This is a genomic window from Spirillospora sp. CA-128828 (assembly GCF_050945415.1).
Classification (GTDB): domain Bacteria; phylum Actinomycetota; class Actinomycetes; order Streptosporangiales; family Streptosporangiaceae; genus Spirillospora.
This window is the reverse complement of the sequence record NZ_CP191986.1, coordinates 8,119,906-8,146,082: the sequence shown is the minus strand read 5'-3', so window position 1 is coordinate 8,146,082 and position 26,177 is coordinate 8,119,906. Positions and strand designations below refer to the sequence as shown.

Genomic DNA, 26,177 nt, shown 5'->3' with positions numbered 1-26,177 from the left:
CCAGCGACGCCGTCACACCCGGACCCATGACGAGATCACGGGTGCCCGGTGTTCACGTCTCTGGTCCGTGAACGCCCAGGTCAGAAGACTTGTGGTCATGAACGACGCGGTGCGCATGGAGAAGGTCAGCAAGGTCTACGGACGCGGTCGAGGAGCGGTCGCGGCCCTGCGGGAGGTGACGGCCACGATCCCGAAGGGGCTGTTCACGGCGGTGATGGGGCCGTCGGGCTCGGGCAAGAGCACGTTCCTGCACTGCGCCGCCGGCCTCGACACGCCGACGTCCGGCACGGTGCGGCTGGGCGACACGGAACTGTCCGCGATGAACGAGACGAGACTGACCGAGTTGCGGAGGCGGCGGGTCGGCTTCGTGTTCCAGGCCTTGAACCTGATCCCGTCGCTGACCGTGGAGCAGAACATCACCCTGCCGCTGCGCCTGTCACGGGCCCGTGTGGACAAGGCGTGGCTGAAGGAGGTGGTGGCCCGGGTCGGCCTGGCCGAGCGCGCGGGGCACCGGCCCTCGCAACTGTCCGGCGGGCAGCAGCAGCGGGTCGCGATGGCGCGAGCCCTGGTCACCCGTCCGGACGTGGTGTTCGGGGACGAGCCGACCGGCGCGCTGGACACGATGACGGCCCGCGAGGTGCTGACCCTGCTGAGGGAGACGGTCGACGGGATGGGCCAGACGGTCGTGATGGTCACCCATGATCCGGTCGCCGCCTCGTACGCCGACACGGTGCTGTTCCTGGCCGATGGACGGATCGTCGACTCGCTGGCGGCCCCGTCCAGCGACAAGGTCGCCGCCCGTATGACCCGTCTGGGGGCGTGGAAGTGATGCTGTGGATCGTCGTCAGCACACTGCGGCACCGCAAGGCCGGGTTCGCGGGAGCCTTCGCCGCCCTCTTCTGCGCGGCCGCCCTGGTCTGCGCGTGCGGTGTCCTGCTCGACACCGGCCTGCGCGGCTCGATCGCCCCTGAACGGTATGCGGGTTCGCCGGTCATCGTCACCGGGGACCAGTTCGTCCACCAGACGATCGTCAAGAAGAAGGGGAAGAGGAAGCACAAGGCCAAGGCGATCGCCGAGCGCGCGTGGCTGCCCGCCTCCGTCGCGGACAGGCTCCGCGCGGCGGAGGGCATCCAGGACGTGGTGACGGAGGTGTCCTTCCCCGCCGAGATCGGCCGCGCCGGCGGAGGCCGTGAATCGTGGGGGCACGGGTGGGAGTCGGCGGCGCTCACCCCGTTCACCCTCCGGGAGGGACGCGCCCCGAACGCGGGCGACGAGATCGTCATCGACGCGGCGACGGCCCGCACGCGGGGGCTCCGCCCAGGCGCGACGGTGAAAGTCGCGTCGGCCAGCCCCGGCACCTACCGCGTCGTCGGCGTGACGGAGCAGTCTCTTGAGCACCAGACCGCCGTCTTCTTCTCGACCGCCGAGGCGGCGCGGCTTTCCGGGCGGGACGGGAAGGTCACCGCCATCGGCGCCCGCGGCCCGGAGGAGGCGATCGAGGACGCCCTGCGCGGAACGAACGCCACCGTCCACCTCGGGAAGGACCGGGGCAGGGCGGAGTTCCTCGGCGCGGAGAAGTCCCGGATCAAGCTGATCAGCATGGGCGGCGCGCTCGGCGGGACCGCCCTGCTCGTCGCGATCCTCGTCGTGTCCGGCACGTTCGCGCTGTCGGTGCGGCAGCGGGAACGGGAGATCGCGCTGCTGCGGGCGGTCGCCGCGACGCCGCGGCAGATCCGCCGCATGATCGGGCGCGAGGCGCTGCTCGTCGGCGTCGTCGCGGGCCCGCTCGGCGCGGCGGCCGGGCTGCCGGTGGCGTTCTGGCTGCGGGACCGGTTCCGCGGGCTCGGCGCGCTGCCGCCCAACCTCGATCTCGTGCTGAGCCCGTTCCCGCCGCTCGCCGCCACCCTCGCCGCCGCCGTCGCGGCCTTCGCCGCCGCCCGGATCACGGCGCGCCGGACGGCGCGGATCCGTCCCGTCGAAGCGCTCGGCGACACCGCCCTGGACCGCGGCGGATCCGGCGCCGTCCGGCTCCTTGCCGGACTCGCCGTCGCCGCCGGGGCCGCCGTCCTGACGGTCGTGCTGTCGAACCTCCACGCGGAGGCGGCGTCCAGCCCGGTCACCGTGCTGACCGCGCTCGTCTGGACGGTCGCGGCCGCCCTCCTCGGCCCGGTGATCGTGCGCGCGGCGGTCGCCGTGCTCACCGTCCCGCTACGGCTCTCGCCGGTCGGCGGGCGGCTCGCGGCCGCGAACCTCGGCACGGGAGCGCGGCGGTATGCGGCCGTCGTCGTCCCGCTCACGCTGATGACGGCTCTGACCTCGACGATCCTGTTCGCTCAGACGACCACGGGCCACGCGATGACCCGGCAGGCGGGCGACGGCGTCATCGCGGCGCACGTCGCGGGGCCGAAGGTCGCGCACGCCACGGCCGAGGAGGCCCGCCGGTCGCCCGGGGTGACGGCCGTGACCGAGGTCCTGCGGAGCACCGTCCGGGTGGGGCTGGAGAACTACGGCGTCCAGGGCGTCACGCCGGACGGACTGGACCGCACGATGGACCTGGACGTCCGGGCGGGCTCGCTCGCGAACCTGAACCCGTCCACCATCGCGGTGAGCACCACGGCCGCGGACCGCCTCGGCGTCCGGCCGGGTGATCGGCTGCGGCTCACGCTCGGCGACGGCACCCCCATCGCGCCCACGGTGATCGCCGTCTACGGGCGCGGCCTCGGCTTCGGCGACCTGACCGTCGCCCACGACCTGCTGGCCGCGCACGTGGACGACCCGCGCGGCACCCTCCTGATCGCGGGCAGGGCCCCCGCCGGGCTCCCGACCTCGGAGCCCGCCACGGTCGCCGGGGACACGGCGTCCGCCAACGCCGAGGTCAACTACGTCGCCATGGCCCTGATCATCGCCTTCACGGCGATCGCCGTGGTGAACACCCTCGCGATGTCCACCGCCGGCCGCGGCAGGGAGTTCGCCCTGCTGCGCCTGACCGGGGCGACCCGGCGGCAGGTGATGCGGATGCTCGGCTGGGAGACCCTTGCCGTCGTCGCCACCGCCGCCGTCCTCGGCACCGCGATCGCCGTGGCGACGCTCACCGCGTTCGGTGCGGGAATGACGGGGGGCGCCCCGTACATCCCGCCGCTCGGTCAGCTGGGCGTCCTCGGCTGGGCCGCCGTCCTCGCCGCGGTCGCGACCGCCCTGCCCGCCCGGCTGGCCATGGCCGCCCGCCCCGCCGACACGATCTCCGCCCGGGAATGATCAGGCGCGGGTCCTGGTGGTGCCGCCGGTGATCTGGAGGACCTGGCCGACGAGCGTGGGGAGCCGCTCGTCGGCCAGGAACGCGATCGAGGCCGCGACCTCCTCGGGCGTCGCGATCCGGCCGAGCGGCGCCCGCGCGGCGTAGCGGGCGCGGATCTCCGCGACCGTCACGCCGGCGGCCGCCGCGTCCACCTCCAGCCGGGGGGTGTCGATCGCGCTCGGCGCGACGGCGTTCACCGCGATGCCGAGCGGGGCCAGCTCCCGGCCGAGCGACTTCGTGAGCGCGATGATCCCGGCCTTGGCCGCGGAGTAGGCGGTCGCGTCCGGCCATCCGATCAGCCCCCACTCGGACGCGACGAACACCATCCGGCCTCCGCCGCGGTCCACCATTCCCGGCAGCACGGCCTGCACGCAGGCGAACGTCCCGCCGAGGTCGACGTCGATGGTCCGCCACCAGTCGGCGAGGTCGTGCCGGGCGAACGGGGCCATCGCCATCCGGGCCGCGCCGGTGACGAGCAGGCCGACCTGCTCGCCCGTCCGGGCCTCGACCTCCTCGACCATCGCGGTCACCGCGTCGGGATCGGCGACGTCCGCCGGTGCGGCGACCCCGCCCAGTTCGGCGGCGAGGCCGGTCACGTCCCGGCCGGGACGGTCGTTGACGGCGACGACGTACCCGTCGGACGCGAGCCGCCGCGCGACCGCCGTGCCGAGCCCGCCGGCCGCCCCGGTGATCAGCGCGACGGTCATCAGATCACCGCCCCGGCGTTCGGGGAGAGGATCTCGCCGATGCAGTACGTGCCGTCCTCGACCAGATAGGCGGCGGTCAGCGCGACCTCCTCCGCGGACGTCAGCCGTCCGGTCGGCAGGGTCTGCAGGTAGGACGGCCTGCGCCAGGGGGAGTCGGGCGGCAGCAGCGGAGTGTCGGTCGGGCCGGGCGCCACCCCGTTCACCCGCACCCCGGACGGCGCCAGCTCGACGGCCAGCGACCGGACAAGCCCGATCATCGCGCCCTTTGCCGCCGCGTAGTGCGCCTCGGCGTACCCGCCGCCGACGGCCAGATCGGACGTTATCGCGACCACGGCGCCCCGGCCCCGCTCCACCATCCCCGGTGTCACGGCCTTGCACACGTTCACCGTGCCGCCCAGATGCACCCGCAGCATCCGCCGCCAGTCGGCCCAGCCGATGTCGGACACCGGGACGATCGCGTAGTGCCCGGCCGCGCACAGCGCCGCCTCGACCGGTCCCATCTCCCGCTCGATCCGCCGGACCGTGGCGCACACCTGCGCCTGGTCCGCGACGTCCAGGCTCACCGAGTGGTCGGCGTCCGCGGCCGGACGCAGGTCGAGCCCCGCCGTGCGCCAGCCCCGCCCGGACAGCTCGCGCACCATCGCGGCGCCGATGCCGCCGGCGGCACCGGTGACGAGCGCGACCCGACTGCGCATCCGCTCACCTCGAAACCTCGGAAGGCACCAGGCAAACCCGGCATAACCCCTGGTGGCAAGGGCCGTGGGGGATTCTTGGCCGAACGCACCGCGGCATGCCCGGCCTTTCGTGCCGTTCTCCAAAAAACCCGGTCACGGGCGCGGAGCACCGCTTCGCGGGGGTGAGATGGTGAGGATGTGACCAGCGATCCCGAGGTGCAGCGCCTCACCGTCCGGCGGCTGATCGAGGTGCCGCGCTTCCGGCTGCGCCTGGTCGCCGGCGAGGACGGCCTCGACCGCCCGATCAGCTGGGCGCACTCCACCGAGCTGCTCGACCCCGCCCCCTACCTGCGCGGCCACGAGATCGTCCTGACGGTCGGAGCGGCCCTGCGGGACGCGGGCACCTGCACCGCGTTCGCCGACTCGGTCAAGGCCGGCCGCGGCAGTGCGATCGGCTTCGGCGTCGGGGACGTCGCCGACGCCGCGCCGGAGGCGCTGCGCATGGCCTGCGACCGCAACGGCCTCCCGCTGGTGGAGGTGCCGCCCGAGGTGCCGTTCCTCGGCTTCACCGAGTGGTTCGCCGAGCGGCTCGCGTCCACCCGGGACGAACGGCACGAGCGGGAGGAGACCGGGCGGCTGCTGCGCATGGTGCAGGACGGCCTCGCCTCCGCCGAGGCGCTCCGCCCGCGGATCGACGACGCCGGGCTCGACCCCGCGTCGCTGCTGGTGATCGCGATGGACGGCGTCGAGGAGGAGTTGCCCGGCGTCCTCGGCGTGGACGGTGACACGTCGCTCCTCATCACCAACGACGCGCACGCCTGGACCGAGCCCGCCGGCGTCGGCAGCGCCGGCTCGCTGGAGCATCTGCCGCTGTCCATCAGCGAGAGTCTCGCGGCGCTGGACACCGCGCGCCGCTCCGGCGGGTTCGTGCACGTCTCCGACCTCGCCACGTTCCAGGCCCTGCTCGGCCGGCTCGACCAGGACCAGCTGGCCCCGTTCCTTGAGCAGATCGCCCGGCCGCTCAACGACTACGACAGCGCGCACGGGACCCGGCTCGTCGCGACGCTCCGCACCTTCCTGGACATGGGCGGCGCGGTCGGCGCGACGTCCCGCGCCCTGTTCCTGCACCCGAACACCCTTCGCCACCGGCTCTCCCGGATCGAGGCGCTCACCGGCCGCAATCCGCTGCGTTTCGAGGACCGGGTGGCGCTGGCGATAGCGATCTGGGCGAGCCGCTGACGGCGCCCACCCTGCGTATTCATTAATGTCCTGAATTGAAATACGGACAGACCCGTATTTCGCATTTCTGGCCCGACCCATGGCGCCCGGTCTAAATTTGCGGGAGATGGCCGCCCGTACCACCGAAGGAGCGTCGGACCGATGACGGATGCCGCCCCCGGCCCGGAGCACGGACCGGACAGCAAGATCAATACTGACGTTCCGCAGTCGGCCCGGATCTGGAACTACTGGCTCGGCGGGACCGACAACTACGAGATCGACCGGGTCGCCGGCGACCAGTACGTCGCGCTGTACCCGGGAATCGTGGACATCGCCCGCGCCGGCCGCTACTTCATGGACCGCGCGATCCGGTTCCTCGCCCGCGACCGCGGGATCCGCCAGTTCATGGACTGCGGGACCGGCCTGCCCACCGTCGACAACACCCATGAGATGGCCCGGCGCGCCGCCCCGGACGCCAAGGTCGTCTACGTCGACAACGACCCGCTGGTCCTCGCGCACGCACGCGCCCTGATGAACGAGGGCCGTACCGCCTACATCGACTGCGACCTGCACGACCCTAAGACGATCATGGAGGAGGCGTCCGGGCTGCTGGACCTGTCCCGGCCGGTCGGGCTGATGATCATCGGAGTGATGGGGCACATCGTCGACCCCGACGAGGCGTACGGCGTCGTCCGCGGGCTGATGGAGCCGCTGGCGTCCGGCAGCTACCTCATCCTGCACGACTCCACCGACCAGAACGACGCGTTCAACGCGGCGCAGCGCGCCTACGACGAGACCGGCGCCATCCCGTTCCGGCTGCGCAGTCCCGGGTTCATCCGCGGCTACTTCGACGGTCTCGACATCGTCGAGCCGGGGCTCGTGACGAGCGGCGCGTGGCGCCCGGAGGTGGAGTCGATCGAGATCGAGGACCTCCCGACCCTGTGCGCCGTGGCCCGCAAACCCTGACACGTCACCCTGGGTACCACCCCCAGGTCCGCGCACCTGGCGTGAAGGCCACGTCGCGCACGGTCTCCTTCCCGGCGCGCAGCGTGAAGCTATAGTGAGAGCGGTCGTTCACGCCGTCCTCCGACGAGGAGTCCCCCTTGGCCTCCGACACGATCACCGGCAGCAGGGAATCATCCACGGCACGCGCGCGATCGGTCCATGCCGCCCGGGCGCAGGGCGACCCGCTCGTACCGCGGATGCTGCTGGGCAGGCGCCTCCGCGAGCTGCGGGAGGCGGCGCGGCTGTCCCGGCGGGACGCCGGAGGCGCGATCGACGGCTCCGAGTCCAAGATCACCCGGCTGGAGCTGGGCCGCACCCGCGTCCGGAGCGGGGAGGTCGCCCGGCTGCTCGACCGCTACGGCGCGGACGCCGCCGAGCGCACGACGCTGCTCGCCCTCGCCGAGCAGGCCGGCGCGCGGCCCTGGTGGTACGACGACGGCGACATCGTCCCGTCCTGGGTCCGCGACTATCTCAGCGCCGAGCAGGCGGCCAGGCTGGTCCGCACCTTCGAGGCGCAGTTCGTCCCGGGCCTGCTGCAGACCGAAGACTACGCCCGCGCGCTGATCAGGCGCGCCGGTCCCGACCCGGAGACCGAGCGGCGCGTCGAGCTCCGGATGCGGCGGCAGCACGTGCTGCGCCGCCGTCCGCGTCCGCTGAACCTTTGGATCGTCCTGGACGAGGCGGCGCTGTGGCGTCCCATCGGCTCGCCGGAGACGATGCGCGGTCAGATCCGGCGCATCGGCGAGATGTGCAAGCGGCCGAACGTGACCGTCCAGATCGCGCCGTTCGGCGTCTCCGGCCGGGTGGCCGGCGACGGGCCGCTCACCCTCGTCCGGTTCCCGCAGCAGGGCCTGCAGGACATGGCCTACCTGGAGCGTCCCGAGGGCGCCGGCTACCCGGTGCGACGCGCGGAGATCGAGCGGCACTGGCACGTCTTCAACACCCTGGTGACCGAGGCCGCGCCGCCCGAGCACACGCCGCACATCCTCGCCCGGATTCTCACCACCTACTGACCGCCCGTCGCGGCGGACGATCACATATTCCCGTCTGACCACTTCCGGCCTATATCCATAAATGACGGAAATTCGGGAGGGTTTGCGCGGCGGTTCGGGGACGTACGCCACATGGGCCCCGTCGATGGCCATGTTTACCGGGTGAACGCCGGGTTATCGGGCATCGGTGTAGGTCCCCGCGCCGCCGCCTCCGAAGGAACGTCATGTCCGTCAGCGAGCGTTTGTGGAACGCCACCGAGGAACGCCGCACGAGGATCGAACTGCAGTCCAGGGAGAACTTCCCGGTCGCCACGCGCCTGCTCCCCGCGCGCCACCGCGAACATCTGCTGAACGTCTACGGCTACGCCCGGCTGGTGGACGACATCGGCGACGAGGCGCCGCCGGGCGAGCGGGCGGACCTGCTCGACCTGGTCGAACGCGATCTCGACCGCGTCTACGCGGGCGCCGGGCCGGAACTCCCCGTGCTGCGCGACCTCGCCCGCACGATCGTCGCCTGCCGCATCCCGGCGGAGCCGTTCCGCCGCCTCATCGAGGCCAACCGCCGGGACCAGGCCGTCACCCGGTACGGGACGTTCGACGACCTGGTCGAGTACTGCACGCTCTCCGCCGACCCGGTCGGGCACATCGTCCTGCACGTGTTCGGCGCCGCCACCCCGGGGCGGCTCCGGCTCTCGGACCGGGTCTGCACCGCCCTGCAGATCGTCGAGCACTGCCAGGACGTCGGCGAGGACTACCGGAACGGGCGCATCTACCTGCCGGGCGACGACCTGCGGCGGTTCGGCTGCGCCGAGGACGACCTCGCCGCCGCGGTCACGCCGACGAGGCTGCGCGGCGTCGTCGCCCTCCAGGCCGGGCGGGCGCGGCGGATGCTGGACGAGGGCTCCGCCCTCACCGGCGGGCTCCGCGGATTCGCGCGGGTCGCCGTCGCCGGATACGTCGCGGGCGGTCTCGCCGCGCTCACGGCGCTGGAGCGCGGCGCCTACGACGTCCTCGCGGGCCCGTCACGGCCGGGACGAGTGCGGCTGCTCGCCGAGTGGTCGCGGACCATGGGAAGGAGATGAGGAGATGGACGCACCCGGTGCCTACCGGCACTGCGAGAGGGTCGTGCGTTCACAGGCGCGCAACTTCTCGTACGGGATCCGGCTGCTTCCCCCGCCGAAACGGCGCGCGCTGAGCGCGGTCTACGCGTTCGCCCGGCGGATCGACGACATCGGCGACGACCACGGCGCACCGCCCGCGACCCGGCTCGCGAAGCTGGCGGACGAGCGCGCACGCCTCGCCGACGTGGACGCCCACCCGTCCGACCCGGTGCTGGTGGCGCTGGCGGACGCGGCCCGCCGGTACCCGATCCCGCTCGGCGCGTTCGGCGAGCTGATCGACGGCTGCGAGGCCGACGTCCGCGGCGGGACCTACGACACCTTCGACGACCTGCTCTGGTACTGCCGCTGCGTCGCCGGCGCCGTCGGCCGGCTGTCGCTCGGCGTGTTCGGGACGTCCGACCCTGAGACGGCCTTACCCCGCGCCGACGCGCTCGGCGTCGCGCTGCAGCTGACCAACATCCTGCGGGACGTCCGGGAGGACGGCCTGAACGGCCGCGTCTACTTGCCGGCCAAGGACCTCGCCCGCTTCGGATGCACGCTCGAACGCGACGCGTCCGGCCGGCTCGCCGACGACCCCGAGCGGCTGGCGGGCCTCATCCGGTTCGAGGCGGACCGGGCGGCCGGGTGGTACGACACCGGCCTGGCCCTGCTGCCCATGCTCGACCGGCGCAGCGCCGCGTGCGCGGGGGCGATGGCGGGCATCTACCGGCACGTCCTGCGCCGCATCACGGCCGACCCGCCGGCCGCGCTGGAGACCCGCACCTCCCTCCCGGCCTGGGAGAAGGCCACCGTGTCCGTCATGGCGATGGCCGGGATCCACCGATGACCCCCGGCGCGGGCGACGCGGCCGAGGTGGCGGTCGTCGGGGGCGGACTCGCCGGCATCACCACGGCGCTGGCGCTCCAGGAGACCGGGGTGCGGGCCACGATCTACGAGGCGCGGCCCCGGCTCGGCGGCGCCACCTGCTCCTTCTCCCGGGACGGCCTGACGGTCGACAACGGGCAGCACATCTTCCTGAAGTGCTGCACGGCGTACCAGGGCCTGCTGGCCAGGCTCGGCGCGCTGGACCGCGTCCGCGTCCAGGACCGGTTCGACGTCCGCGTCCTGACCCCGGACGGCGCGGCCGGACGGCTGCGCCGCGCGAAGGCGCCCGGCCCGCTGCACCTGCTGCCGGCGCTCGCCGGGTACCGGCTGCTCTCGCCGTCCGACCGGCTCCGCGCGGTCGGCGCCTCGCTGGCGCTCGACCGCCTCGACACCGGCGACCCGTCCCTCGACCGGTCGACCATGGGCGCCTGGCTCGCCGGGCACGGCCAGCGGCCGCGGGCGCGCGAGGCCCTCTGGGAACTGTTCGTCACGGCCGCGCTCAACATGCGGCTGGACGACGCCGCGCTCGGACCGGCCGCGTTCGTGTGCCAGACCGCGCTGCTCGGCCGCTCCGACGCCGCCGACATCGGCGTGCCCACCGTCCCGCTCGGCGACCTGCACGGCGCGATCCCGGCGGCGAGGATCGAGCGGGGCGGGGGCCGGATCCGGCTGAACGCGAAGGTGTCCGCGATCGAGGCCGGGCCCAAGCTCGTCGTGGACGGCTCCCCGGTGAGCGCCGACGCGGTCGTCGTCGCGGTGCCGCACCGGGTGGCGGCCGCGCTCGTCCCCGAGGCGGCGTCCCCGGACCGGGAGAAGTGGGAGGGCCTCGGCTCCAGCCCGATCGTCAACGTCCACGTCGTCTACGACCGGCCCGTCCTGCGGGTGGACGGCGGGGACGAGCCGTTCGCCGCCGCGGTCGGCTCGCCCGTCCAGTGGGTGTTCGACCGCACCGCGGTGAGCGGCCTCACCGGCGGCGGCCAGTACCTCGCGGTCTCGGTCTCGGCGGCCGGCCGCTGGATCGACACGCCCACCGCCGAGCTGCGCGAGGTGTACCTCCCCGCGCTGGAGCGGCTGTTCCCGGCCGCTCGCCGCGCCCGCGTCACCGACTTCTTCGTGACCCGGGAACGGCACGCCACATTCCGTCAGAGCCCCGGCAGCGGCGCGCTGCGTCCCGCGTCCGCGACCCGGCTGCCGTGGCTGTTCCTCGCCGGCGCGTGGACGGACACGGGCTGGCCAGACACGATGGAGGGAGCCGTGCGCAGCGGCCTCACCGCCGCCCGTCTCGTCCGGCGGCACCTGCAGCGGGTGGGCACCGGCGAGGTGGACGGCCGATGACCACCGTCCCGACCTCGATCACCGACGGGCGCGCGCTGGTCGACCAGGCGATGCGCGCCTCGGCGGAGCGGCTCGACCCGTGGACCCGCCGCGTCGTCGCCTATCACCTCGGCTGGACCGACGAGGACGGCAGGCCGGCCGCGGCCGGCGGGAAGGCGCTGCGCCCGGCGCTGGCGCTGCTGTCCGCGCGGGCCGCCGGGACGTCCTACGAGACGGCGCTGCCCGGCGCGGTCGCGGTCGAGTTCGTGCACGCGTTCTCGCTGCTGCACGACGACATCATGGACGGCGACCGGACCCGCCGGCACCGTCCCGCCGCGTGGACGGTCTTCGGCCCGTCCGCCGCGATCCTCGGCGGCGACGCGCTGCTGGCGCTGTCGGAGAACCTGCTGCTGGACCAGCACACGCGGGGCGCCCACTGGGCGGCGCGGGCGCTGACCGCCGCCACGCAGCGGCTCATCTCGGGCCAGGCGCTCGACATCGGGTTCGAGTCGCGCGACGACGTGACGCTCGACGAGTGCCTGACCATGGCGGCGGACAAGACCGGCGCGCTGCTCGCCTGCGCCTGCTCGATCGGGGCGATGCTCGGCGAGGGCCCCACCCGCCTCGTCACCGGCCTGACCGGGTTCGGCGCCGAGATGGGCCTCGCGTTCCAGCTCGTGGACGACCTGCTCGGCATCTGGGGCAGCCCGGACACGACCGGGAAGCCGGTCCTGTCGGATCTGCGGGCCCGCAAGAAGTCGCTGCCGGTGGTGTACGCGCTGACGTCCGGCCGGCCGGAGTCGGAGCGGCTCGCCGAACTGTACGCGCACCCGGAGCCGCCGTCGGAGGACGCCCTGCGGGAGATGGCGCGGCTCGTCGAGACGGCGGGCGGCCGGGACTGGGCCGCGGCCGAGGCGGACCGCCGCGTCGCCGCCGCCGGGCGCCACCTCGACGACTCGGGCATGGACGATCTCGTGGCCGCCGAGTTCCGCGACATCGCGCTCTTCGTCACCTCCCGAGACCACTGACCCCCGACGCGCGGACGAGAAGGGAAGCGCCGAATGACCACGACCGAAGAGGCACCGGGACTCACCGGCGCCGCCTCCGCCGCCCTCGCGGTCGCCCGCGACCACCTGCTCGGCCTGCAGTCGCCCGAGGGCTGGTGGAAGGCGGAGCTGCAGACGAACGTGACGATGGACGCCGAGGACCTGCTGCTCCGCCGGTTCCTCGGCATCCATTCCGACGCCGACACCGCGGAGGCGGCGCGCTGGATCCGCTCCCAGCAGCGCGACGACGGCACCTGGGCGAACTTCCACGGCGGCCCGGCCGACCTGTCCACGACGATCGAGGCGTACGTGGCGCTGCGGCTCGCGGGCGACCCGGTGGACGCCGGGCACATGCGCAGGGCCGCCGCGTACGCGCGGGAGGCGGGCGGCATCGAGGGCAGCCGCGTGTTCACCCGGATCTGGCTGGCGCTGTTCGGGCAGTGGTCGTGGGACGACCTGCCCGTCATGCCGCCGGAGCTGATGTTCCTGCCGAGCCGCGTCCCGCTGAACGTCTACGACTGGGCGTGCTGGGCGCGGCAGACGATCGTCCCGCTGACGGTCCTCGGGTCGCTGCGTCCCGTCCGGGCCCTGCCGTTCGACCTGGAGGAGCTGCGCGCAGGCGTCGCCCCGGCGAAGGACGCGACGGGCTGGGGCCGCGCGTTCAACGCGCTCGACCGCGTCCTGCACGTCTACGAGAAGCGGCCGGTGCGTCCACTGCGGGCGGCGGCGATGCGCCGCGCGGCCGACTGGATCATCGCCCGGCAGGAGGCCGACGGCTGCTGGGGCGGGATCCAGCCGCCGTGGGTGTACTCCCTGATGGCGCTGCACGAGCTCGGCTACGGCCTCGACCATCCGGTCGTCCGGCGCGGGCTGGACGGGCTCGAACGGTTCACGATCCGGGACGAGAAGGGCCGCCGGCTGGAGGCGTGCCAGTCGCCGGTCTGGGACACGGTGCTGGCCATGAACGCCCTCGCCGACGCCGGCGTGTCCGCCGCCGACCCGGCGCTGCTGCGCGCGGCCCGGTGGGTCGTCGGCGAGGAGGTCCGCGGGCCGGGGGACTGGGCGGTGCGGCGCCCGGACACCCCGCCGGGCGGCTGGGCGTTCGAGTTCGACAACGACTGCTACCCCGACACCGACGACACCGCCGAGGCGATCCTGGCGCTGCGCAGGGTGGCCTACCGGGAGGCGGAGGAGCCGATCGAGCGGGCCGTCCGCTGGCTGAACGGGATGGCCTCGCGCGACGGCGGCTACGGCGCCTTCGACGCCGACAACACCCGCGAGCTGTGCACCAAGCTGCCCTTCTGCGACTTCGGCGCAGTGATCGACCCGCCGTCCGCGGACGTGACCGCGCACGTCGTCGAAGCGCTCGCCAAGGAGGGGCTCGCGGAGTCGGCGGTGGTCAAGCGGGCCGTCGTGTGGCTGCTGAAGGCGCAGGAGGCGGACGGCTCGTGGTTCGGACGCTGGGGAGCGAACCACGTCTACGGGACGGGCGGCGTCGTGCCCGCGCTCATCGCCGCCGGCGTCCGCCCGGGCAAGCCGGCGATCCGGCGCGCCGTGGCGTGGCTGGAGGCGCATCAGAACGAGGACGGCGGATGGGGCGAGGACCTGCGCTCCTACGACGACCCCGCGTGGATCGGCCGGGGCGAGTCGACGGCGTCCCAGACGGCGTGGGCGCTACTGGCGCTCCTCGCCGCCGGCGAGCGCTCCGAGGCGGTGGACGCCGGCGTCCGGTGGCTCGTCGACAACCAGCGGCCCGACGGCAACTGGGACGAGGAGCACTTCACCGGCACCGGCTTCCCCGGCGACTTCTACATCAACTACCACCTGTACCGGCTGGTTTTCCCGGTCAGCGCCCTGGGCCGATATCTGGGCGGTGCCACATGACCCGGCCGGTGCGCGGCCTTGAGGCCACCGAGTTCACCCTGCCCGAGGAGGTCCGGACACCATGAGCATGCCGTTTCGCCAGAGCCTTCGCATCGGGGGCTACATCCTCCGGAACAAGCTGCGGGGCAGGGAGAAGTTCCCGCTGATCGTCGAACTGGAACCTCTGTTCGCGTGCAACCTCGCCTGCGCGGGCTGCGGCAAGATCCAGCACCCGCACGACGTCCTCAAGAAGCGCATGCCGGTCGAGCAGGCCGTCGCCGCCATCGAGGAGTGCGGCGCCCCGATGGTCTCCATCGCCGGCGGCGAACCGCTCATGCATCCGCAGATCGACGAGCTCGTGGGCGAGCTCATCAAGCGCAAGAAGTTCGTCTTCCTGTGCACGAACGCGCTGCTCATCCCGAAGAAGCTCGACAAGTTCAAGCCGTCGCCCTACTTCGCCTGGGCCGTGCACATCGACGGCCTCCGCGAGCGCCACGACGAATCCGTCTGCAAGGAGGGCGTCTTCGACGACGCCGTCGCCGCCATCAAGGAATGCAAGCGGCGCGGCTTCCGGGTCACCACCAACACGACGATCTTCAACACCGACACACCGCAGACCGTCATCGACGTCCTCAACTACCTCAACGACGACCTCGCGGTCGACGAGATGATGATCTCGCCCGGCTACGCCTACGACAAAGCCCCCGACCAGGAGCACTTCCTCGGCGTCCAGGAAACGCGGGAGCTGTTCAAGAAGGCCTTCGCGGACGGCAACCGCAAGCGCTGGCGCTTCAACCACTCGCCGCTCTTCCTGGACTTCCTGGAAGGCAAGGTCGACTTCCCCTGCACGGCCTGGGCCATCCCGTCCTACTCCCTCTTCGGCTGGCAGCGCCCCTGCTACCTGATGTCGGACGGCTACGCGCAGACCTACCGGGAACTCCTGGACGAGACCGACTGGGACTCCTACGGCCGGGGCCGCGATCCGCGCTGCGCCAACTGCATGGCGCACTGCGGCTACGAGCCGACGGCGGTCTTCACGACCCTCGGCTCCCTGAAGGAGTCCCTGCGGGCCGTCCGCTCCGTCTGATCAGGGCGCGCGAGGGGCCGGGCCGGTCCGTCGGTCGGGACCGCGCCCAGCACGCCCATCGGCGTCGACCGGACGAACGGCGTCCGGCCCTCCACCAGCGCGTAGAGGGTTGGCGGGCTTCACGTCGCGGTGCAGGACGCCGTGTTCGTGCGCGGTGCTCATGGCGTCCAGCATCTCGATCCCGAGCGCGGCGGCGCGGACCTCTCGCAGCGCCCGCTGAACCGCCGGCTCGCGCCGCGCCTCGCTCGTCTTGCGCGGCAGGACGAGCTCCTTGACCGCCACGTCGCCGGTGGCGTCGGTGAGCCGGAGCCGCGTGATCGGGAATCCGGACGCGGCGACCGCGGCGGCCGCGCCGACCTGCGCGAGCGCGGCCGCGTTCCCCGCGATGCCACCGCCGACGATCATGATGCGCGTCATCTCGGTCCTTTGCCGGCGAGTCACGGATCCTGACCCTCCACCCGTCCGCCGGTGCGGAATCGGGTCCGGTACGCGGCGGGGCCGAGCGTGAAGAAGTGCCGGAACCGGCGGCTGGCGTAGTTGGGATCGTCCCAGCCGACGAGCCTTCCGATCGCTGCGACGGGCAGGTCGGTCTCGATGAGGAGTGCCGCGGCGCGCTCTGCTCGCAGCCGGCCCAGATAGGTCATGGGCGGGACGCCGAGCTGCGCTGTGAACAGACGTGTCAGGTAGGGCGGTGACACGCTCACGGTGGAGGCGAGTTCGTCCAGGCTCCAGGCGCGCTGGATGTCGTCCTCCAGCAGCTGCGCCGCGGCCAGTACGGAGGGGTGGACATGGCCGGTCCGGTCGCCGGCGGCGTCTGCGGGGACGGATGCCGCTGCGCCGCCCAGCACGCAGAGCAGTATTCCCGCCCGCACGGCATACACGGGTCCGGGATCAACGGCTGGACCGGGCCGGCCTGCGGTCTCGGCCAGGCCGGTTTCGACGATGCGCAGCGCGGTGGGATCGAGCCGCAGTGGACGGCCGGTGTCGCGGCCGGGTCGGCCGGCGGTGTGCAGTACGCGGCCGAGGTGCGGGGCGGCGCGCATCCAGGCCAGCTCGCGCCGGAACGCCTCCGGACTGACATAGAGGTTGTAGACGATCAAGCGGCGGCAGTCGTGATAGCCGTGCCAGTCGCCCGGACGGAGCAACGTCACCGAGCCGCGGTCCAGGTGCTGTTCGCCCGCGGCCGAGACGTGCGTGGCGGTGCCGCCCGTGACGACGGCGAGCTCGATGAAGTCGTGGCTGTGGGCGGGCGTGCCGCTCCGCAGCTCGAACCGCTCGGCGGCGATGGGCGGCCCGCCCGGCGGGAAGACCTCCGCCAGCCGCACACGATGCATCGGACCTCGCTTCGACGAGTGGTCGTCAATATTGTGCTACACCTGTCGGGCTCTGGTGCTAGCAGCCTGGCCGAGAGACGGCGACAGTTGTCGAGAAGACGACCTCCAGAAGACGAGGAAGACGAGCATGACTGTCGCTGCAGCAAACCCACGGACCACGCCGGCCGACCTTTCCGAGGACATCGTGTCGGAGTACCGTCGTGACGGTTTCGTCCACCTGCGCGGGGTCATCTCCCGTGCGGACGCCGCCGAATTCGCCGACGCGGCGATGGCGGCTCGCGACACCGTCCGGGACCACCACGACGGAAAGATCTTCACGCAGCTGCTCCAGCTGTGGCGTCACGACGAGACGCTGCGCGAACTCACCCTGAACCCGGACCTGGCGGCCATCGCGGCCCGGCTGGCGGGGGTCCCACTGCGGTTGTGGCACGACCAGCTGCTGATCAAAGAGCCGCGGAACGGGGCCGCGACGGAGTTCCACCAGGACCAGCCGTACTGGCCGCACGCCGGCTCACGGCACGCGCTCTCGGCCTGGGTGGCGCTGGTGGACGTGCCGGTCGACCGCGGCTGCATGACCTTCATCCCGGGCTCCCAGCACCTGGACGGCCTTCGGCCGCAGGACCTGTCCGACCACGCCGACATGTTCTCCGTGGCACCCGAACTGCTGTGGGAACGACGCGTCACCGTCCCCCTGCGCGCGGGCGACTGCACGTTCCACAACTCCCGTCTCGCCCACAGCGCCACGCCCAACTTCACGGACGACCCTCGCATAGCCCACGTCATCATTTACGCGGACGCAGACCTGACCTTGGCGGCCCGACCCGCGCACCCTGTCACCGAACCGCTCGGCCTCACCGTGGGCAGCCCTCTTCCCGACGAGCACTTCCCGCGCTTCAGTTGAGCGCCTCACCTCACCTCCGGGCGAGGTTGTCGATGGCGGTGACGTCCTCCTTTGTGAGGTCGAGGCCTTCCAGGTCGAAGTTGGCGGCGACGCGTTCCCGGCGTGCGGACCTGGGCAGGACGACGATGTCGTGTTCCAGATGCCAGCGGAGGACGACCTGGGCGGGAGTGGCCCCGTGCCGCCGGGCGATCTCGGTGAGGACCGGATCGCGCAGATCGGTGTTCTTCAGGCCGCTGTAGCCCTCGACGACGACGCCCCGGCGACTGTGCTCCTCCAGCAAGGCCGGATCGTGCTGCGCCGGGCTCCACGGAATCTGGTTGACCGCCGGCTGCCGTCCGGTGGCCTCGGTCAGCAGGTCGATCAGGGCCGGGCTGTAGTTGCTGACGCCGACGTTGCGGGCCAGTCCCGCGTCCTTGGCGGACAGCAACTCCTGCCAGGTCGAGACGAGTTCCTCCCGCCCCGTCGGCCAGTGGATCAGCCAGAGGTCCACGTAGCCGGTGTCGAGCATGCGAAGGCTCGACTCCAGGGTGCGACGGGCCTGCCGCGCGTCCTGCGGGCGCAGCTTGGTGGTGATGAAGACCTGCTCCCGATCCACACCGCTGTCCCTTACGGCTTTGCCGACGTCCGCCTCGTTCTTGTACAGCGTCGCAGTGTCGATGTGCCGGTAACCGATCTCAAGGGCCGCACGCACCGACTCGTACGCCGTCTTGGATCCCAGTTGCCAGGTCCCGAAACCGATCAGCGGCAGCGCGGTTCCGCCAGGCAGGTTCACAGTCCGAGTCATGCATGCATTCTCCCCCCCGGCACTCCGCCTTGATCGACGATCCGTGGAGGAGTGGCGGGCTGTACCTACTGGTATGTATGCTCGTGCCGTGGATGCCAGGGAACGGCTCATCGAGAGCACGCGTGAACTGCTGTGGGAACGCGGCTACGTCGGCACCAGCCCGAAGGCGATCCAGGAGCGATCCGGAGCGGGCCAGGGCAGCATGTACCACCACTTCCGCGGCAAGCCCGACCTGGCGCTCGCCGCGATCAGCCGCAGTGCCGACGAACTGCGGGCCAGGGCGGAGGCCGCGCTCAGCGGCCCCGGCACCGTGATCGAACGGGTCACCGGCTACATGCGGCGCGAACGCGACGTTTTGAAGGGCTGCCCGGTCGGCCGTCTCACCCAGGACCCCGATGTGATGGCGGACCCGCGGCTGCGCAGACCCGTGGAGGAGACCTTCGCCTGGCTCACCCAACGGCTGGCCGAGTTGCTGGCAGAGGGCCGCGCCAACGACGAGCTCGACGCCAGGATCGACCCCGCGGCGACCGCCACCGCTCTGGTCGCGGTGCTGCAGGGCGGCTATGTGCTGGCTCGGGCCGCCGGCTCGGCCGACGTGCAGGCGAGGGCGATCGACGGTGCCCTCGGCCTGCTCGCCGGCGGGCTCCGCTGACCGTCGCAGCTCCGGATCATGGGAGAAGGGAACGACCGGAATGCCGCTTGTCCGTATCGACGCCTTGAGGGCCGGAAGCGATCGCCTCGACGCGCTCGGCCGCGCCGTGCACGACGCTCTGGGCGAGACGATCGGCTTCCCGCCCGACGACCGGTTCCAGGTCCTGGTCAGCCACGATGGCACCAGCGGCACCCTGCGCTATGACGACTACCTCGGCGTGCAGCACGACGACGACATCGTCTTCGTCGCGATCACGATGCGCTCCGGACGGACGCCGGAGCAGAAGCGGGCCCTCTACCGGCGGATCGCCGAACTCGCCCACGCCTACGCCGGCACCGAGCCGCGCAACGTGATCATCAGCCTCACGGAGAACGAATCGATCGACTGGTCGTTCGGCGACGGGCTGGCGCAGTACGCGCCGTCCTCAAGCACGCCGGGTTGATGACGGCGCTGCAGGCGGGCGTCGCCGCCTCGCAGCAGGACCTCGCGGCCCGGACGGGGGTCGCCCCGAGCCTGGTGGTCGCGCTGGCGGACCACAACTGACGTCAGCATCAGGCAATGTGACGTCACATGACGCTTGACGTGACGTCGCGATGGCGTCATAGTTGAGCCATGGACCTGATGCCGTACGTGGAGAACCTCCGCCGCGAGCTCGCCGCCGCCGCCGAGGCGGGCGGCCCGGACGCTCGCGCGCTGGCCGAGCGCCTCACCGGCGCCCTGGACTCGGCCGCCAGGCTCACCCTGCTGGAGGCGCTGTCGGCGGCGGCGGACGAGATCACCCGTGATCTCGCGCCGGGCTCGGTCGACGTGCGGCTGCGCGGCGGCGACCCCGCGTTCGTGGTGACGCCGCCGCAGCCGGGAGCGTTCTCGGAGGGCGCGGCCGTCGCCGGGCCGGAGCCCGCACCGGATGCCGCGCCGCCGGCCGGGCCGCCGCCCGCCGAGGAGGGCGGCACCGCGCGGATGACCCTGCGGCTGCCCGAGCACCTCAAGCTGCGGGTGGAGGAGGCCGCCGGCCGGCAGGGGATCTCGGTCAACGCCTGGCTGGTCCGCGCCATCTCCGCCGCGTTCGAGCCCGGCGCCGGGAGCCGTACCGCCGACCGGCCGCAGCAGCCCCAGAGCGGGCGCAGCTACACCGGCTGGGTGCGCTAGCGGCACCCGCCCGGCCCCATCGCCCATCACCACTCATCGCCCGGCCCCGGAGGCCGGGATGTCGCACCGAAGCCACGAGGAGGGCTCCGCCATGCCTGCTTTCGAGACCCCCGAACCGATCACCGCCGACATCCAGATCTACATCGGCCAGGTCCGCGTCCACGCCGGCGACCGGGCCGACACCGTGGTGGAGGTGCGCCCCAGCGACCCGTCCGCCGAAGTGAGCGTGCAGGCCGCCGAGCAGACGATCGTCGAACTCTCCGGCGGACGGCTGCTGGTCAAGGGCCCCAAGCCCAAAGGGCTCGCGCACCTGCGCTCCTGGCGCGGCTCCATCGAGGTGACCGTGGACCTGCCGGCCGGGTCCCGCGTCGAGGCCGAGGTCGCGGGGGACTTCATCGCCACCGGCCCGCTAGGCCGGACCGTCCTGCGCAGCTCGATCGGTGACCTGCGCCTGGAGGAGACCGGTCCCCTGGAGGCCAAGGCGTCCACCGGAGACATCTCCGTGGACCGGGTGGCCGGACCTGCCGAGGTGACCGCCTCCACCGGGGCGATCCGGATCGGGGCCATCGACGGCCCCGGCACGGTGAAGAACTCCACCGGCGCCGTCACCCTGGGCGAGGCCACCGGTGACGTGCAGTTGAAGACCGGCACCGGTGACATCACCGTTCACCGCGCGCTGGCCGGCCTCACCGCGAAAACCGCGCACGGCCGGATCCGGATCAGCTCGGCGGTGAGCGGCACCCTCCACCTGGAGGGCGGCCACGGCAAGGTCGACGTCGGCATCGCCGAGGGCACGGCCGCCTGGCTGGACCTGCACTCCAAGAACGGTGTGGTGCGCAACAGCCTGACCGCCGCCGAAGGCCCCGAGACCGCCGACGCGGTCGTCGAGGTGCGCGCGCAGACCAACTGGGGCGACATCGACGTCCACCGGTCCTGACCCCCGAACACCAGCAAGGAGACCCCTCATGAGCGACGCGATCACAGCCGAAGGACTGGTCAAGAGATACGGCGAGGTGACCGCCCTGGACGGGCTGAGCTTCTCCGTCCCGCAGGGGACGGTGCTCGCCCTGCTCGGCCCGAACGGCGCCGGCAAGACCACGACGGTGCGGGTCCTGACCACGCTGCTGCGCCCCGACGGCGGCCGTGCCACCGTCGCCGGATGCGACGTCGTCGGAGACGCCCGGCGGCTGCGCTCGTACATCGGACTGTCCGGCCAGTACGCCGCCGTCGACGAGCACCTCACCGGCGCCGAGAACCTGGAGATGGTCGGGCGGCTGTACCACCTGGGCGCCAGGCGCAGCAGGGCCCGCGCCCGCGAGCTGCTGGAACGCTTCGACCTCACGGACGCCGCGGACCGTCCGGTGAAGGGCTACTCCGGCGGCATGCGCCGCCGCATCGACCTGGCCGGCGCGCTGGTCGCCGACCCGCCGGTCCTGTTCCTGGACGAGCCCAGCACCGGCCTGGACCCCCGTGCCCGCGCCGCGCTGTGGGACACCATCTCCGAACTGGTCGCGGGCGGCAGCACGCTGCTGCTGACCACCCAGTACATGGAGGAGGCCGACCACCTCGCCGACCAGATCATGGTGGTCGACCACGGCCGCGCCATCGCCCGCGGCACCGCCGACGAGCTCAAGGACAAGGTGGGCGGCAACCGCATCGAGCTGACCGTGACCGACGCCGCCGAGCTGGAGACCGCCCGGCAGACCCTCGCCTGGGTCGCGGTCGGCGCCATGCGGACCGTGCCGGAGTCGCTCCAGATCACCGTCCCGGTCACCGACGGCCCCGAGGCGCTCCGCCACGTCCTCGGCCGGCTGGCCGAAACCGGAGTCCAGGTGCGGGACGCCGGCCTGCGGCGGCCCACCCTCGACGACGTCTACCTCACCCTCACCGGACACCAGGCGTCCGGCACCGACGAGCAGGCCCGGGAGGCCGCCCGATGAACGCGCTCACGATGCCCATCGCCGACGGCTGGACGATCGCCAGGCGCAACACCCTGAAGATCAGACGGTCGCCGGACCTCCTCGGCGCCGCGATCATGTTCCCGATCGTCTTCGTGCTGATGTTCGCCTACGTCTTCGGCAGCGTCATCCACGTCCCGGGGATGTCGTACCGGGAGTTCCTGCTGCCCGGCATCTTCGTCCAGGCCGTGATCATGGGCGCGCAGATCACCGGCTACACGCTGACCCTGGACCTGCAGAAGGGCATCTTCGACCGGTTCCGCTCGCTGCCCATGGCCCCGTCCGCGGTGCTGATCGGCCAGACCGTCAGCGACCTGCTGATGAATTTCGCCAGCCTGGTCGTGATGGCGGCGATGGGGCTGATCGTCGGCTGGCGGGTGCACACCTCGCCCTTCGAGGCCGTCCTCGGTTTCGGGTTGCTGCTGCTGTTCGCCTACGCGTTCTCCTGGTTCACCGCGACCGTCGCGCTGGCCCTGCGCACCCCGGAAAGCTTCAACAACATCGCCACCATGGTCTCGTTCCCGCTGATGTTCATCTCCAACGCCTTCCTCGACAGCTCCGAACTGCCGGCACCGCTCCGCGTCGTCGCCGAGTGGAACCCCGTCTCGACCTTCACCCAGGCCGCGCGCGAGCTGTTCGGCAACACCAGCACCGCGATGAAGACCTCGGACGCCTGGCCCATCCAGCACGCCGTCCCGGTGTCACTCCTGTGGATCGCCGTCATCCTGATCGTGTTCGTCCCGCTGGCGACCCGCCTCTACAAGAAGGCGGTCAGCGCCTGACCACCGACGCAACGCAAAGGCGCCCCCGAAGCACACCGGAGGGCGCCTTCAGCGTGTTCGGAACGGCATTGCTGTCACCTATGAGCGGCGTCTCGGGCGTAGTCCCAACGAAGACACCAACAGGAGGGACGCCGCATGGCGGATCGATCCGGTTTCGACGACTACGTCGAGAAGCATTCCGACCGTCTGCTGCGCAGTGCCTACCTGCTGACCCAGGACTGGGCCCGCGCCGAGGATCTGCTGCAAACCGCACTGGCCAAGGCGTGGATCGCCTGGGGGCGCGTATCGGACGATCCCTCCCCGTACGTCTACCGGATACTGACCAACACACACGCCTCCTGGTGGCGGCGACGATGGCGTGGCGAGGTCCCGACCGCGCAACTGCCCGAATCATCCCAGCCGGATCCGACGGCCGCCTTTGACGACCGCGATGCGATGTGGACGGCGCTGGCCCGGTTGTCGGCCCGGCAGCGCGCGGTCGTGGTGCTGCATTACTTCGAGTCGCTCCCGCTCACCCAGGTCGCCGACATCCTCGGCTGCTCCGCTTCCACCGTGAAGACCCAGCTCCGCCGGGCCCTGCTGCGGTTGCAGGTCGATCCAGCCCTCCAAGCCCTCAACGAAGTGAGATGACCATGCCCAACACGGAGCAGGAACTCGTCGCCATGCTGCGGGAACGCGCCCAAGGTGCACCCCCGGATCCCGGCCGCGGCGAGCGGGCAGCGGCCCTGGGCAGGCGCATGCGGCGCCGCCGCCGTGCGACCCGCACGGCCATGACGGCCGCTGCCGCAGCCGCCGTCGCCGTCACTGCCCTCGCCCTGCCCGGTGGTGCGGACGACAGGGTCCCGGCCGACACCGTGCTGGCGTCGGTACGGCTTCCGGCCGAGGTGCCGCTGCCCGGCGAGGCCGACCATTTCTTCCGGGCCGAGAAGCTGCCGCTCATCGAGTCGCAACAGCATGAACGAATGGGAGAGCCGGTCCGTCTGCGGTTCACGGCGCTCAGCACCGACACCATGTACAACGTGCGGTGCTCGGTTCCCGACTCCTGGCTGGTGATCAAGAGCGATACCCCCGGGCGGGCGGCGAGCATCGGCAGGTGCGGCCCGCAGGACCATCTAGCGCAGTACGACAGCCAGTCGGCCGGGCCGGCGTGGACGGGCCGGCCCCACACCGTGGAGGCATGGGTCCTGCCACCGGAGGCGGACATCGACGAGAGCAACCCGCCCGACCCGTTCTCCGACGCCATCGAGAAGATCGCAGCGCGTACCGGCACCCGTCCAGGGATCTGGGCCATCGGCGTCTACGACCGCCGAGGATGATCCTCCTTCAGTGCGTCCGGCCCGGCGCTTCGCTTTCAAGCACGCCAGAATGACGCAGGGAGCGCCCGAACTTCAGCGGCCGCCTGCTCCAGCCGTTCGGCGAAAGGTCGTAGCGCCGTCTGGCCGCCTTCGACCAGGCGACGGATGATGGACGCCTGGCGGCGGGCCCGTTCGACGATGACGTCTGCGAAAGCGCTGCGGTCGCCCTCGTAACCGTAGGCGTCCAGCAGAACGTGCAGGCGCCGTGACCGATCCTCGAACGCCGTGAACCCCTGGGACTCGGCGACGTGCCGGGGCTGCAGCGGCACCCAGGTCAGCGCCAGATGAGCCAGGTCGAACTCCCGCGGCGAAGGCCCGGCGGTGTCCCAGTCGACGAACCCGACGAGACCGCCGTCGTTCCACACCGCGTTGTAGGGCGAGGCGTCGTGATGACCGATGATCAGGCCGGGCCGCCACGTCCCGGCGAACCAGGTCGCGTCCTCCGGCGGAACGAAGGCCGCCGTGATGTCGTGCAGCCGCCGCATCCAGCCGGCGGCCTGACGTAGTGCCTGTTCCGAACGCGGCCACGCCGGCCAGGGGTGGAGTTCGCCGATGGTCTCGCCGTGCAGAAAGGTCAGGACCTCGCGCCCCTGCTCATCGAAGCCCAGGACCCGGGGAGCACCCTCGAACCCGGCGATTTCCAGATGGCGCAGCACCGCGTGCACGGTGGGGGTCCACGGGTTCGCCGGGCGGTGGACGGTGTCACCGATTCGCACCCCGCCCACGTGCCGCCCCCCAGGCAGCCGTTGTTCGTCCACCCTCGCGTTCTATCCCGCATGCCCGGCCCGCGCATCAGGTTTTCTGGCGCCTTGCGCAGACGTGTCGCTCGCGCGTCACTGCGGGACGGGGCCGTTGACCTCGACCAGTGGCGGTGCGACGAAGCATGTGCAGGGCGAGGTCGTCCCGACGGCCCAGATCGAGGTGCCCACGCGGGTGAGTCCCTCGACGGTCCCCTCGGCCTCCTCGCTGGTGCCGGTGGTCCAGCTGGTGCCGTTCCAGTGCAGGAACAGCGGCCGGCTCGTCACTCCGCCGTCCGTCATGCGGTAACCGCCGACCCAGACTCCGCCCCTGCCGTCCGGAGCAGCGGCGCTCAGCCGTGTCTCGGTCAGCGCGGGCTCCGGCAGGACGCGCCAGCGGGTGCCGTTCCAGTGCATCACCAGCGGCTTGCCCTCATGGTCGCCGACCGCCCACACATTCGTGGCGGATACGGCGGTGACGCTCTGCAGTTCAGTGTTGCCAGACGGGAGGGTCACCGGGCTCCTGGTCCAGGCACGGCCATCCCAGTGCAGGACGAGCGCGACATTGTTGCCCGCGTCACTGAGGTACCACCCGACCGCCCACGCGTTCGTCGCCGACAGGGACGCGACGCCCTGCAGAGTGTTGCCGAGACGGCCCGGGCTGGGGGAGGCCACCCGCGACCACTTCGCCCCGTCCCAGCGTTCGACGAGGGTGACCGGGCCGGGGGTGTTCCTGCCGGAGAAGGATCCGACCGCCCATGCCTGTGTCCTGGAGACCGCCGCTATGTCGTTGAGCCGGTCGGCCCCGACATGCGAGCCGTCGGTCGGCGCGGCGGGCTGGACCGCCGTCCACGCGGCACCGTCCCAGTGCCGGATCACCGGTCCGAGGCCGGTGCTGTCGCCGACGGCCCAGACATCGTTGGACGCCACGGCGCTGACACCGTCGAGGCTGCCCGTGCCAGTCGGCGTGTCGGGAACCGCCACCTCCTTCCAGGACATGCCGTCCCAGTGCTCGGCGACCGGATCGGCGGACTCGTACGGCGGATGCTTCTCCCCGACCGCCCACGCGTCGCTCCCGCCGAGCACGGCGACGTCCTTGAGGGTGCCCTCCGCGCTGGAGTGCGGCACCTTCCGCCAGTCCGCCTCCGCTCCGAGGACGGGCGGCGCCCCGGCGAGCACCACTCCCGCCACAGCCGCCATGGGAATCGCGAAACGCCTCACGAACCGCACATGAACTCCTTCCCCCCGCTCCCGGCTTTGCAGTGAGGACGCCCAAGCGATCACCTCGGTTGCCTTGCGGCGCCCGGGAGTGCCGCGTACAACAACACTGAGCCTCGCC

At 72.3% G+C, this 26,177-nt stretch carries 27 protein-coding genes; 20 read left to right on the top strand and 7 right to left on the bottom strand.

The features are described 5' to 3' along the window. Nucleotides 1-97 precede the first annotated feature (97 nt). A complete protein-coding gene (locus ACQPXG_RS39215; protein WP_433464200.1) occupies nt 98-829 on the top strand; it encodes an ABC transporter ATP-binding protein in 732 nt (243 codons plus the stop codon). Further along, nucleotides 829-3,255 carry an ABC transporter permease gene (locus ACQPXG_RS39210; protein ID WP_433470126.1) on the top strand — a complete coding sequence of 809 codons (2,427 nt, stop codon included), beginning with the start codon at nt 829-831 and terminating at the stop codon, nt 3,253-3,255. The genes ACQPXG_RS39215 and ACQPXG_RS39210 overlap by 1 nt, the downstream gene beginning before the upstream one ends. Here ACQPXG_RS39210 and ACQPXG_RS39205 read toward each other — a convergent pair whose 3' ends face one another. Together ACQPXG_RS39205 and ACQPXG_RS39200 are read right to left on the bottom strand one after the other, a co-directional pair. Beyond that, complete coding sequence (locus ACQPXG_RS39205; RefSeq protein WP_433464199.1) at nt 3,256-4,002, bottom strand: SDR family NAD(P)-dependent oxidoreductase; 747 nt, start codon at nt 4,000-4,002, stop codon at nt 3,256-3,258. Further along, nucleotides 4,002-4,697: an SDR family NAD(P)-dependent oxidoreductase gene (locus ACQPXG_RS39200; RefSeq protein WP_433464198.1), complete on the bottom strand. Its 696-nt coding sequence runs from the start codon at nt 4,695-4,697 to the stop codon at nt 4,002-4,004. The genes ACQPXG_RS39205 and ACQPXG_RS39200 overlap by 1 nt, the downstream gene beginning before the upstream one ends. 177 nt (nt 4,698-4,874) lie before the next feature. Here ACQPXG_RS39200 and ACQPXG_RS39195 point away from each other — a divergent pair, with 177 nt between their 5' ends. From ACQPXG_RS39195 to hpnH, 9 genes are all read left to right on the top strand, one after another. Beyond that, nucleotides 4,875-5,915: a PucR family transcriptional regulator gene (locus ACQPXG_RS39195; RefSeq protein WP_433464197.1), complete on the top strand. Its 1,041-nt coding sequence runs from the start codon at nt 4,875-4,877 to the stop codon at nt 5,913-5,915. Nucleotides 5,916-6,056: 141 nt separating this feature from the next. Next, entirely contained in the window at nt 6,057-6,860 is an 804-nt protein-coding gene (locus ACQPXG_RS39190) for an SAM-dependent methyltransferase (protein WP_433464196.1), read from the top strand. Nucleotides 6,861-6,997: 137 nt separating this feature from the next. Next, entirely contained in the window at nt 6,998-7,912 is a 915-nt protein-coding gene (locus ACQPXG_RS39185; RefSeq protein WP_433464195.1) for a helix-turn-helix domain-containing protein, read from the top strand. Nucleotides 7,913-8,115: 203 nt separating this feature from the next. Then, nucleotides 8,116-8,973 (top strand): squalene synthase HpnC, encoded by an 858-nt coding sequence (gene hpnC, locus ACQPXG_RS39180; RefSeq protein ID WP_433464194.1) that lies wholly within the window; start codon nt 8,116-8,118, stop codon nt 8,971-8,973. 4 nt (nt 8,974-8,977) lie between these two features. Beyond that, nucleotides 8,978-9,838, top strand: a complete 861-nt coding sequence (gene hpnD, locus ACQPXG_RS39175) for a presqualene diphosphate synthase HpnD (protein WP_433464193.1) — start codon at nt 8,978-8,980, stop codon at nt 9,836-9,838. Beyond that, nucleotides 9,835-11,211, top strand: a complete 1,377-nt coding sequence (gene hpnE / locus ACQPXG_RS39170) for a hydroxysqualene dehydroxylase HpnE (RefSeq protein ID WP_433464192.1) — start codon at nt 9,835-9,837, stop codon at nt 11,209-11,211. Before hpnD ends, hpnE begins: the two co-directional genes overlap by 4 nt. Beyond that, a complete protein-coding gene (locus ACQPXG_RS39165; RefSeq protein ID WP_433464191.1) occupies nt 11,208-12,218 on the top strand; it encodes a polyprenyl synthetase family protein in 1,011 nt (336 codons plus the stop codon). The genes hpnE and ACQPXG_RS39165 overlap by 4 nt, the downstream gene beginning before the upstream one ends. A 33-nt stretch (nt 12,219-12,251) precedes the next feature. Further along, the gene (gene shc, locus ACQPXG_RS39160; protein WP_433464190.1) at nt 12,252-14,120 is read left to right on the top strand and encodes a squalene--hopene cyclase; all 1,869 of its coding nucleotides are present in this window, start codon (nt 12,252-12,254) and stop codon (nt 14,118-14,120) included. A 61-nt stretch (nt 14,121-14,181) separates the two neighbouring features. Continuing rightward, nucleotides 14,182-15,186 carry an adenosyl-hopene transferase HpnH gene (hpnH, locus tag ACQPXG_RS39155; protein ID WP_433464189.1) on the top strand — a complete coding sequence of 335 codons (1,005 nt, stop codon included), beginning with the start codon at nt 14,182-14,184 and terminating at the stop codon, nt 15,184-15,186. Here the strand turns inward: hpnH and ACQPXG_RS39150 are convergent, their stop codons facing one another. Next, nucleotides 15,187-15,603 carry a hypothetical protein gene (locus ACQPXG_RS39150; protein ID WP_433464188.1) on the bottom strand — a complete coding sequence of 139 codons (417 nt, stop codon included), beginning with the start codon at nt 15,601-15,603 and terminating at the stop codon, nt 15,187-15,189. Between the two features lie 20 nt (nt 15,604-15,623). Further along, nucleotides 15,624-16,520 carry a helix-turn-helix domain-containing protein gene (locus ACQPXG_RS39145; RefSeq protein WP_433464187.1) on the bottom strand — a complete coding sequence of 299 codons (897 nt, stop codon included), beginning with the start codon at nt 16,518-16,520 and terminating at the stop codon, nt 15,624-15,626. A 127-nt stretch (nt 16,521-16,647) separates the two neighbouring features. Here ACQPXG_RS39145 and ACQPXG_RS39140 point away from each other — a divergent pair, with 127 nt between their 5' ends. Further along, the gene (locus ACQPXG_RS39140; protein ID WP_433464186.1) at nt 16,648-17,421 is read left to right on the top strand and encodes a phytanoyl-CoA dioxygenase family protein; all 774 of its coding nucleotides are present in this window, start codon (nt 16,648-16,650) and stop codon (nt 17,419-17,421) included. Nucleotides 17,422-17,431: 10 nt separating this feature from the next. Here the strand turns inward: ACQPXG_RS39140 and ACQPXG_RS39135 are convergent, their stop codons facing one another. Next, entirely contained in the window at nt 17,432-18,205 is a 774-nt protein-coding gene (locus tag ACQPXG_RS39135; RefSeq protein ID WP_433464185.1) for an aldo/keto reductase, read from the bottom strand. An 88-nt stretch (nt 18,206-18,293) separates the two neighbouring features. Between ACQPXG_RS39135 and ACQPXG_RS39130 the strand changes: the two genes are divergently transcribed. The 8 genes from ACQPXG_RS39130 to ACQPXG_RS39095 all read left to right on the top strand — a co-directional run bounded on the left by ACQPXG_RS39130 (nt 18,294) and on the right by ACQPXG_RS39095 (nt 24,062). Then, entirely contained in the window at nt 18,294-18,857 is a 564-nt protein-coding gene (locus ACQPXG_RS39130) for a TetR/AcrR family transcriptional regulator (RefSeq protein WP_433464184.1), read from the top strand. A gap of 40 nt (nt 18,858-18,897) precedes the next feature. After that, the gene (locus tag ACQPXG_RS39125; protein ID WP_433464183.1) at nt 18,898-19,299 is read left to right on the top strand and encodes a tautomerase family protein; all 402 of its coding nucleotides are present in this window, start codon (nt 18,898-18,900) and stop codon (nt 19,297-19,299) included. 170 nt (nt 19,300-19,469) lie between these two features. Beyond that, nucleotides 19,470-20,006 (top strand): toxin-antitoxin system HicB family antitoxin, encoded by a 537-nt coding sequence (locus tag ACQPXG_RS39120; RefSeq protein WP_433464182.1) that lies wholly within the window; start codon nt 19,470-19,472, stop codon nt 20,004-20,006. Nucleotides 20,007-20,097: 91 nt separating this feature from the next. After that, nucleotides 20,098-20,943, top strand: a complete 846-nt coding sequence (locus tag ACQPXG_RS39115; RefSeq protein ID WP_433464181.1) for a DUF4097 family beta strand repeat-containing protein — start codon at nt 20,098-20,100, stop codon at nt 20,941-20,943. A 28-nt stretch (nt 20,944-20,971) separates the two neighbouring features. Then, nucleotides 20,972-21,946 carry an ATP-binding cassette domain-containing protein gene (locus ACQPXG_RS39110; RefSeq protein ID WP_433464180.1) on the top strand — a complete coding sequence of 325 codons (975 nt, stop codon included), beginning with the start codon at nt 20,972-20,974 and terminating at the stop codon, nt 21,944-21,946. Next, complete coding sequence (locus ACQPXG_RS39105) at nt 21,943-22,746, top strand: ABC transporter permease (RefSeq protein ID WP_433464179.1); 804 nt, start codon at nt 21,943-21,945, stop codon at nt 22,744-22,746. The genes ACQPXG_RS39110 and ACQPXG_RS39105 overlap by 4 nt, the downstream gene beginning before the upstream one ends. 135 nt (nt 22,747-22,881) lie before the next feature. Continuing rightward, nucleotides 22,882-23,376 (top strand): SigE family RNA polymerase sigma factor, encoded by a 495-nt coding sequence (locus tag ACQPXG_RS39100; RefSeq protein ID WP_433464178.1) that lies wholly within the window; start codon nt 22,882-22,884, stop codon nt 23,374-23,376. A 2-nt stretch (nt 23,377-23,378) separates the two neighbouring features. After that, the gene (locus ACQPXG_RS39095; RefSeq protein ID WP_433464177.1) at nt 23,379-24,062 is read left to right on the top strand and encodes a hypothetical protein; all 684 of its coding nucleotides are present in this window, start codon (nt 23,379-23,381) and stop codon (nt 24,060-24,062) included. A gap of 35 nt (nt 24,063-24,097) precedes the next feature. On the opposite strand, the gene ACQPXG_RS39090 is transcribed toward ACQPXG_RS39095, so the two are convergent. Next, the gene (locus ACQPXG_RS39090; RefSeq protein WP_433464176.1) at nt 24,098-24,859 is read right to left on the bottom strand and encodes a phosphotransferase; all 762 of its coding nucleotides are present in this window, start codon (nt 24,857-24,859) and stop codon (nt 24,098-24,100) included. A 75-nt stretch (nt 24,860-24,934) separates the two neighbouring features. Then, nucleotides 24,935-26,068 carry a hypothetical protein gene (locus ACQPXG_RS39085; RefSeq protein ID WP_433464175.1) on the bottom strand — a complete coding sequence of 378 codons (1,134 nt, stop codon included), beginning with the start codon at nt 26,066-26,068 and terminating at the stop codon, nt 24,935-24,937. Between the last annotated feature and the right edge of the window lie 109 nt (nt 26,069-26,177).

Excerpts from the sequence above, each read along its gene's own strand:
- ACQPXG_RS39135 (WP_433464185.1), bottom strand. The coding sequence starts at position 18,205 with ATGACTCGGACTGTGAACCTGCCTGGCGGAACCGCGCTGCCGCTGATC.
- hpnH (WP_433464189.1), top strand. The coding sequence starts at position 14,182 with ATGAGCATGCCGTTTCGCCAGAGCCTTCGCATCGGGGGCTACATCCTC.
- ACQPXG_RS39125 (WP_433464183.1), top strand. The coding sequence starts at position 18,898 with ATGCCGCTTGTCCGTATCGACGCCTTGAGGGCCGGAAGCGATCGCCTC.
- hpnE (WP_433464192.1), top strand. The coding sequence starts at position 9,835 with ATGACCCCCGGCGCGGGCGACGCGGCCGAGGTGGCGGTCGTCGGGGGC.
- ACQPXG_RS39190 (WP_433464196.1), top strand. The coding sequence starts at position 6,057 with ATGACGGATGCCGCCCCCGGCCCGGAGCACGGACCGGACAGCAAGATC.
- ACQPXG_RS39140 (WP_433464186.1), top strand. The coding sequence starts at position 16,648 with ATGACTGTCGCTGCAGCAAACCCACGGACCACGCCGGCCGACCTTTCC.
- ACQPXG_RS39215 (WP_433464200.1), top strand. The coding sequence starts at position 98 with ATGAACGACGCGGTGCGCATGGAGAAGGTCAGCAAGGTCTACGGACGC.
- ACQPXG_RS39105 (WP_433464179.1), top strand. The coding sequence starts at position 21,943 with ATGAACGCGCTCACGATGCCCATCGCCGACGGCTGGACGATCGCCAGG.
- ACQPXG_RS39165 (WP_433464191.1), top strand. The coding sequence starts at position 11,208 with ATGACCACCGTCCCGACCTCGATCACCGACGGGCGCGCGCTGGTCGAC.
- ACQPXG_RS39120 (WP_433464182.1), top strand. The coding sequence starts at position 19,470 with ATGGACCTGATGCCGTACGTGGAGAACCTCCGCCGCGAGCTCGCCGCC.
- ACQPXG_RS39205 (WP_433464199.1), bottom strand. The coding sequence starts at position 4,002 with ATGACCGTCGCGCTGATCACCGGGGCGGCCGGCGGGCTCGGCACGGCG.
- ACQPXG_RS39115 (WP_433464181.1), top strand. The coding sequence starts at position 20,098 with ATGCCTGCTTTCGAGACCCCCGAACCGATCACCGCCGACATCCAGATC.
- hpnC (WP_433464194.1), top strand. The coding sequence starts at position 8,116 with ATGTCCGTCAGCGAGCGTTTGTGGAACGCCACCGAGGAACGCCGCACG.
- ACQPXG_RS39100 (WP_433464178.1), top strand. The coding sequence starts at position 22,882 with ATGGCGGATCGATCCGGTTTCGACGACTACGTCGAGAAGCATTCCGAC.
- ACQPXG_RS39200 (WP_433464198.1), bottom strand. The coding sequence starts at position 4,697 with ATGCGCAGTCGGGTCGCGCTCGTCACCGGTGCCGCCGGCGGCATCGGC.
- ACQPXG_RS39095 (WP_433464177.1), top strand. The coding sequence starts at position 23,379 with ATGCCCAACACGGAGCAGGAACTCGTCGCCATGCTGCGGGAACGCGCC.
- ACQPXG_RS39110 (WP_433464180.1), top strand. The coding sequence starts at position 20,972 with ATGAGCGACGCGATCACAGCCGAAGGACTGGTCAAGAGATACGGCGAG.
- ACQPXG_RS39210 (WP_433470126.1), top strand. The coding sequence starts at position 829 with ATGCTGTGGATCGTCGTCAGCACACTGCGGCACCGCAAGGCCGGGTTC.
- ACQPXG_RS39150 (WP_433464188.1), bottom strand. The coding sequence starts at position 15,603 with ATGACGCGCATCATGATCGTCGGCGGTGGCATCGCGGGGAACGCGGCC.
- shc (WP_433464190.1), top strand. The coding sequence starts at position 12,252 with ATGACCACGACCGAAGAGGCACCGGGACTCACCGGCGCCGCCTCCGCC.
- ACQPXG_RS39145 (WP_433464187.1), bottom strand. The coding sequence starts at position 16,520 with ATGCATCGTGTGCGGCTGGCGGAGGTCTTCCCGCCGGGCGGGCCGCCC.
- hpnD (WP_433464193.1), top strand. The coding sequence starts at position 8,978 with ATGGACGCACCCGGTGCCTACCGGCACTGCGAGAGGGTCGTGCGTTCA.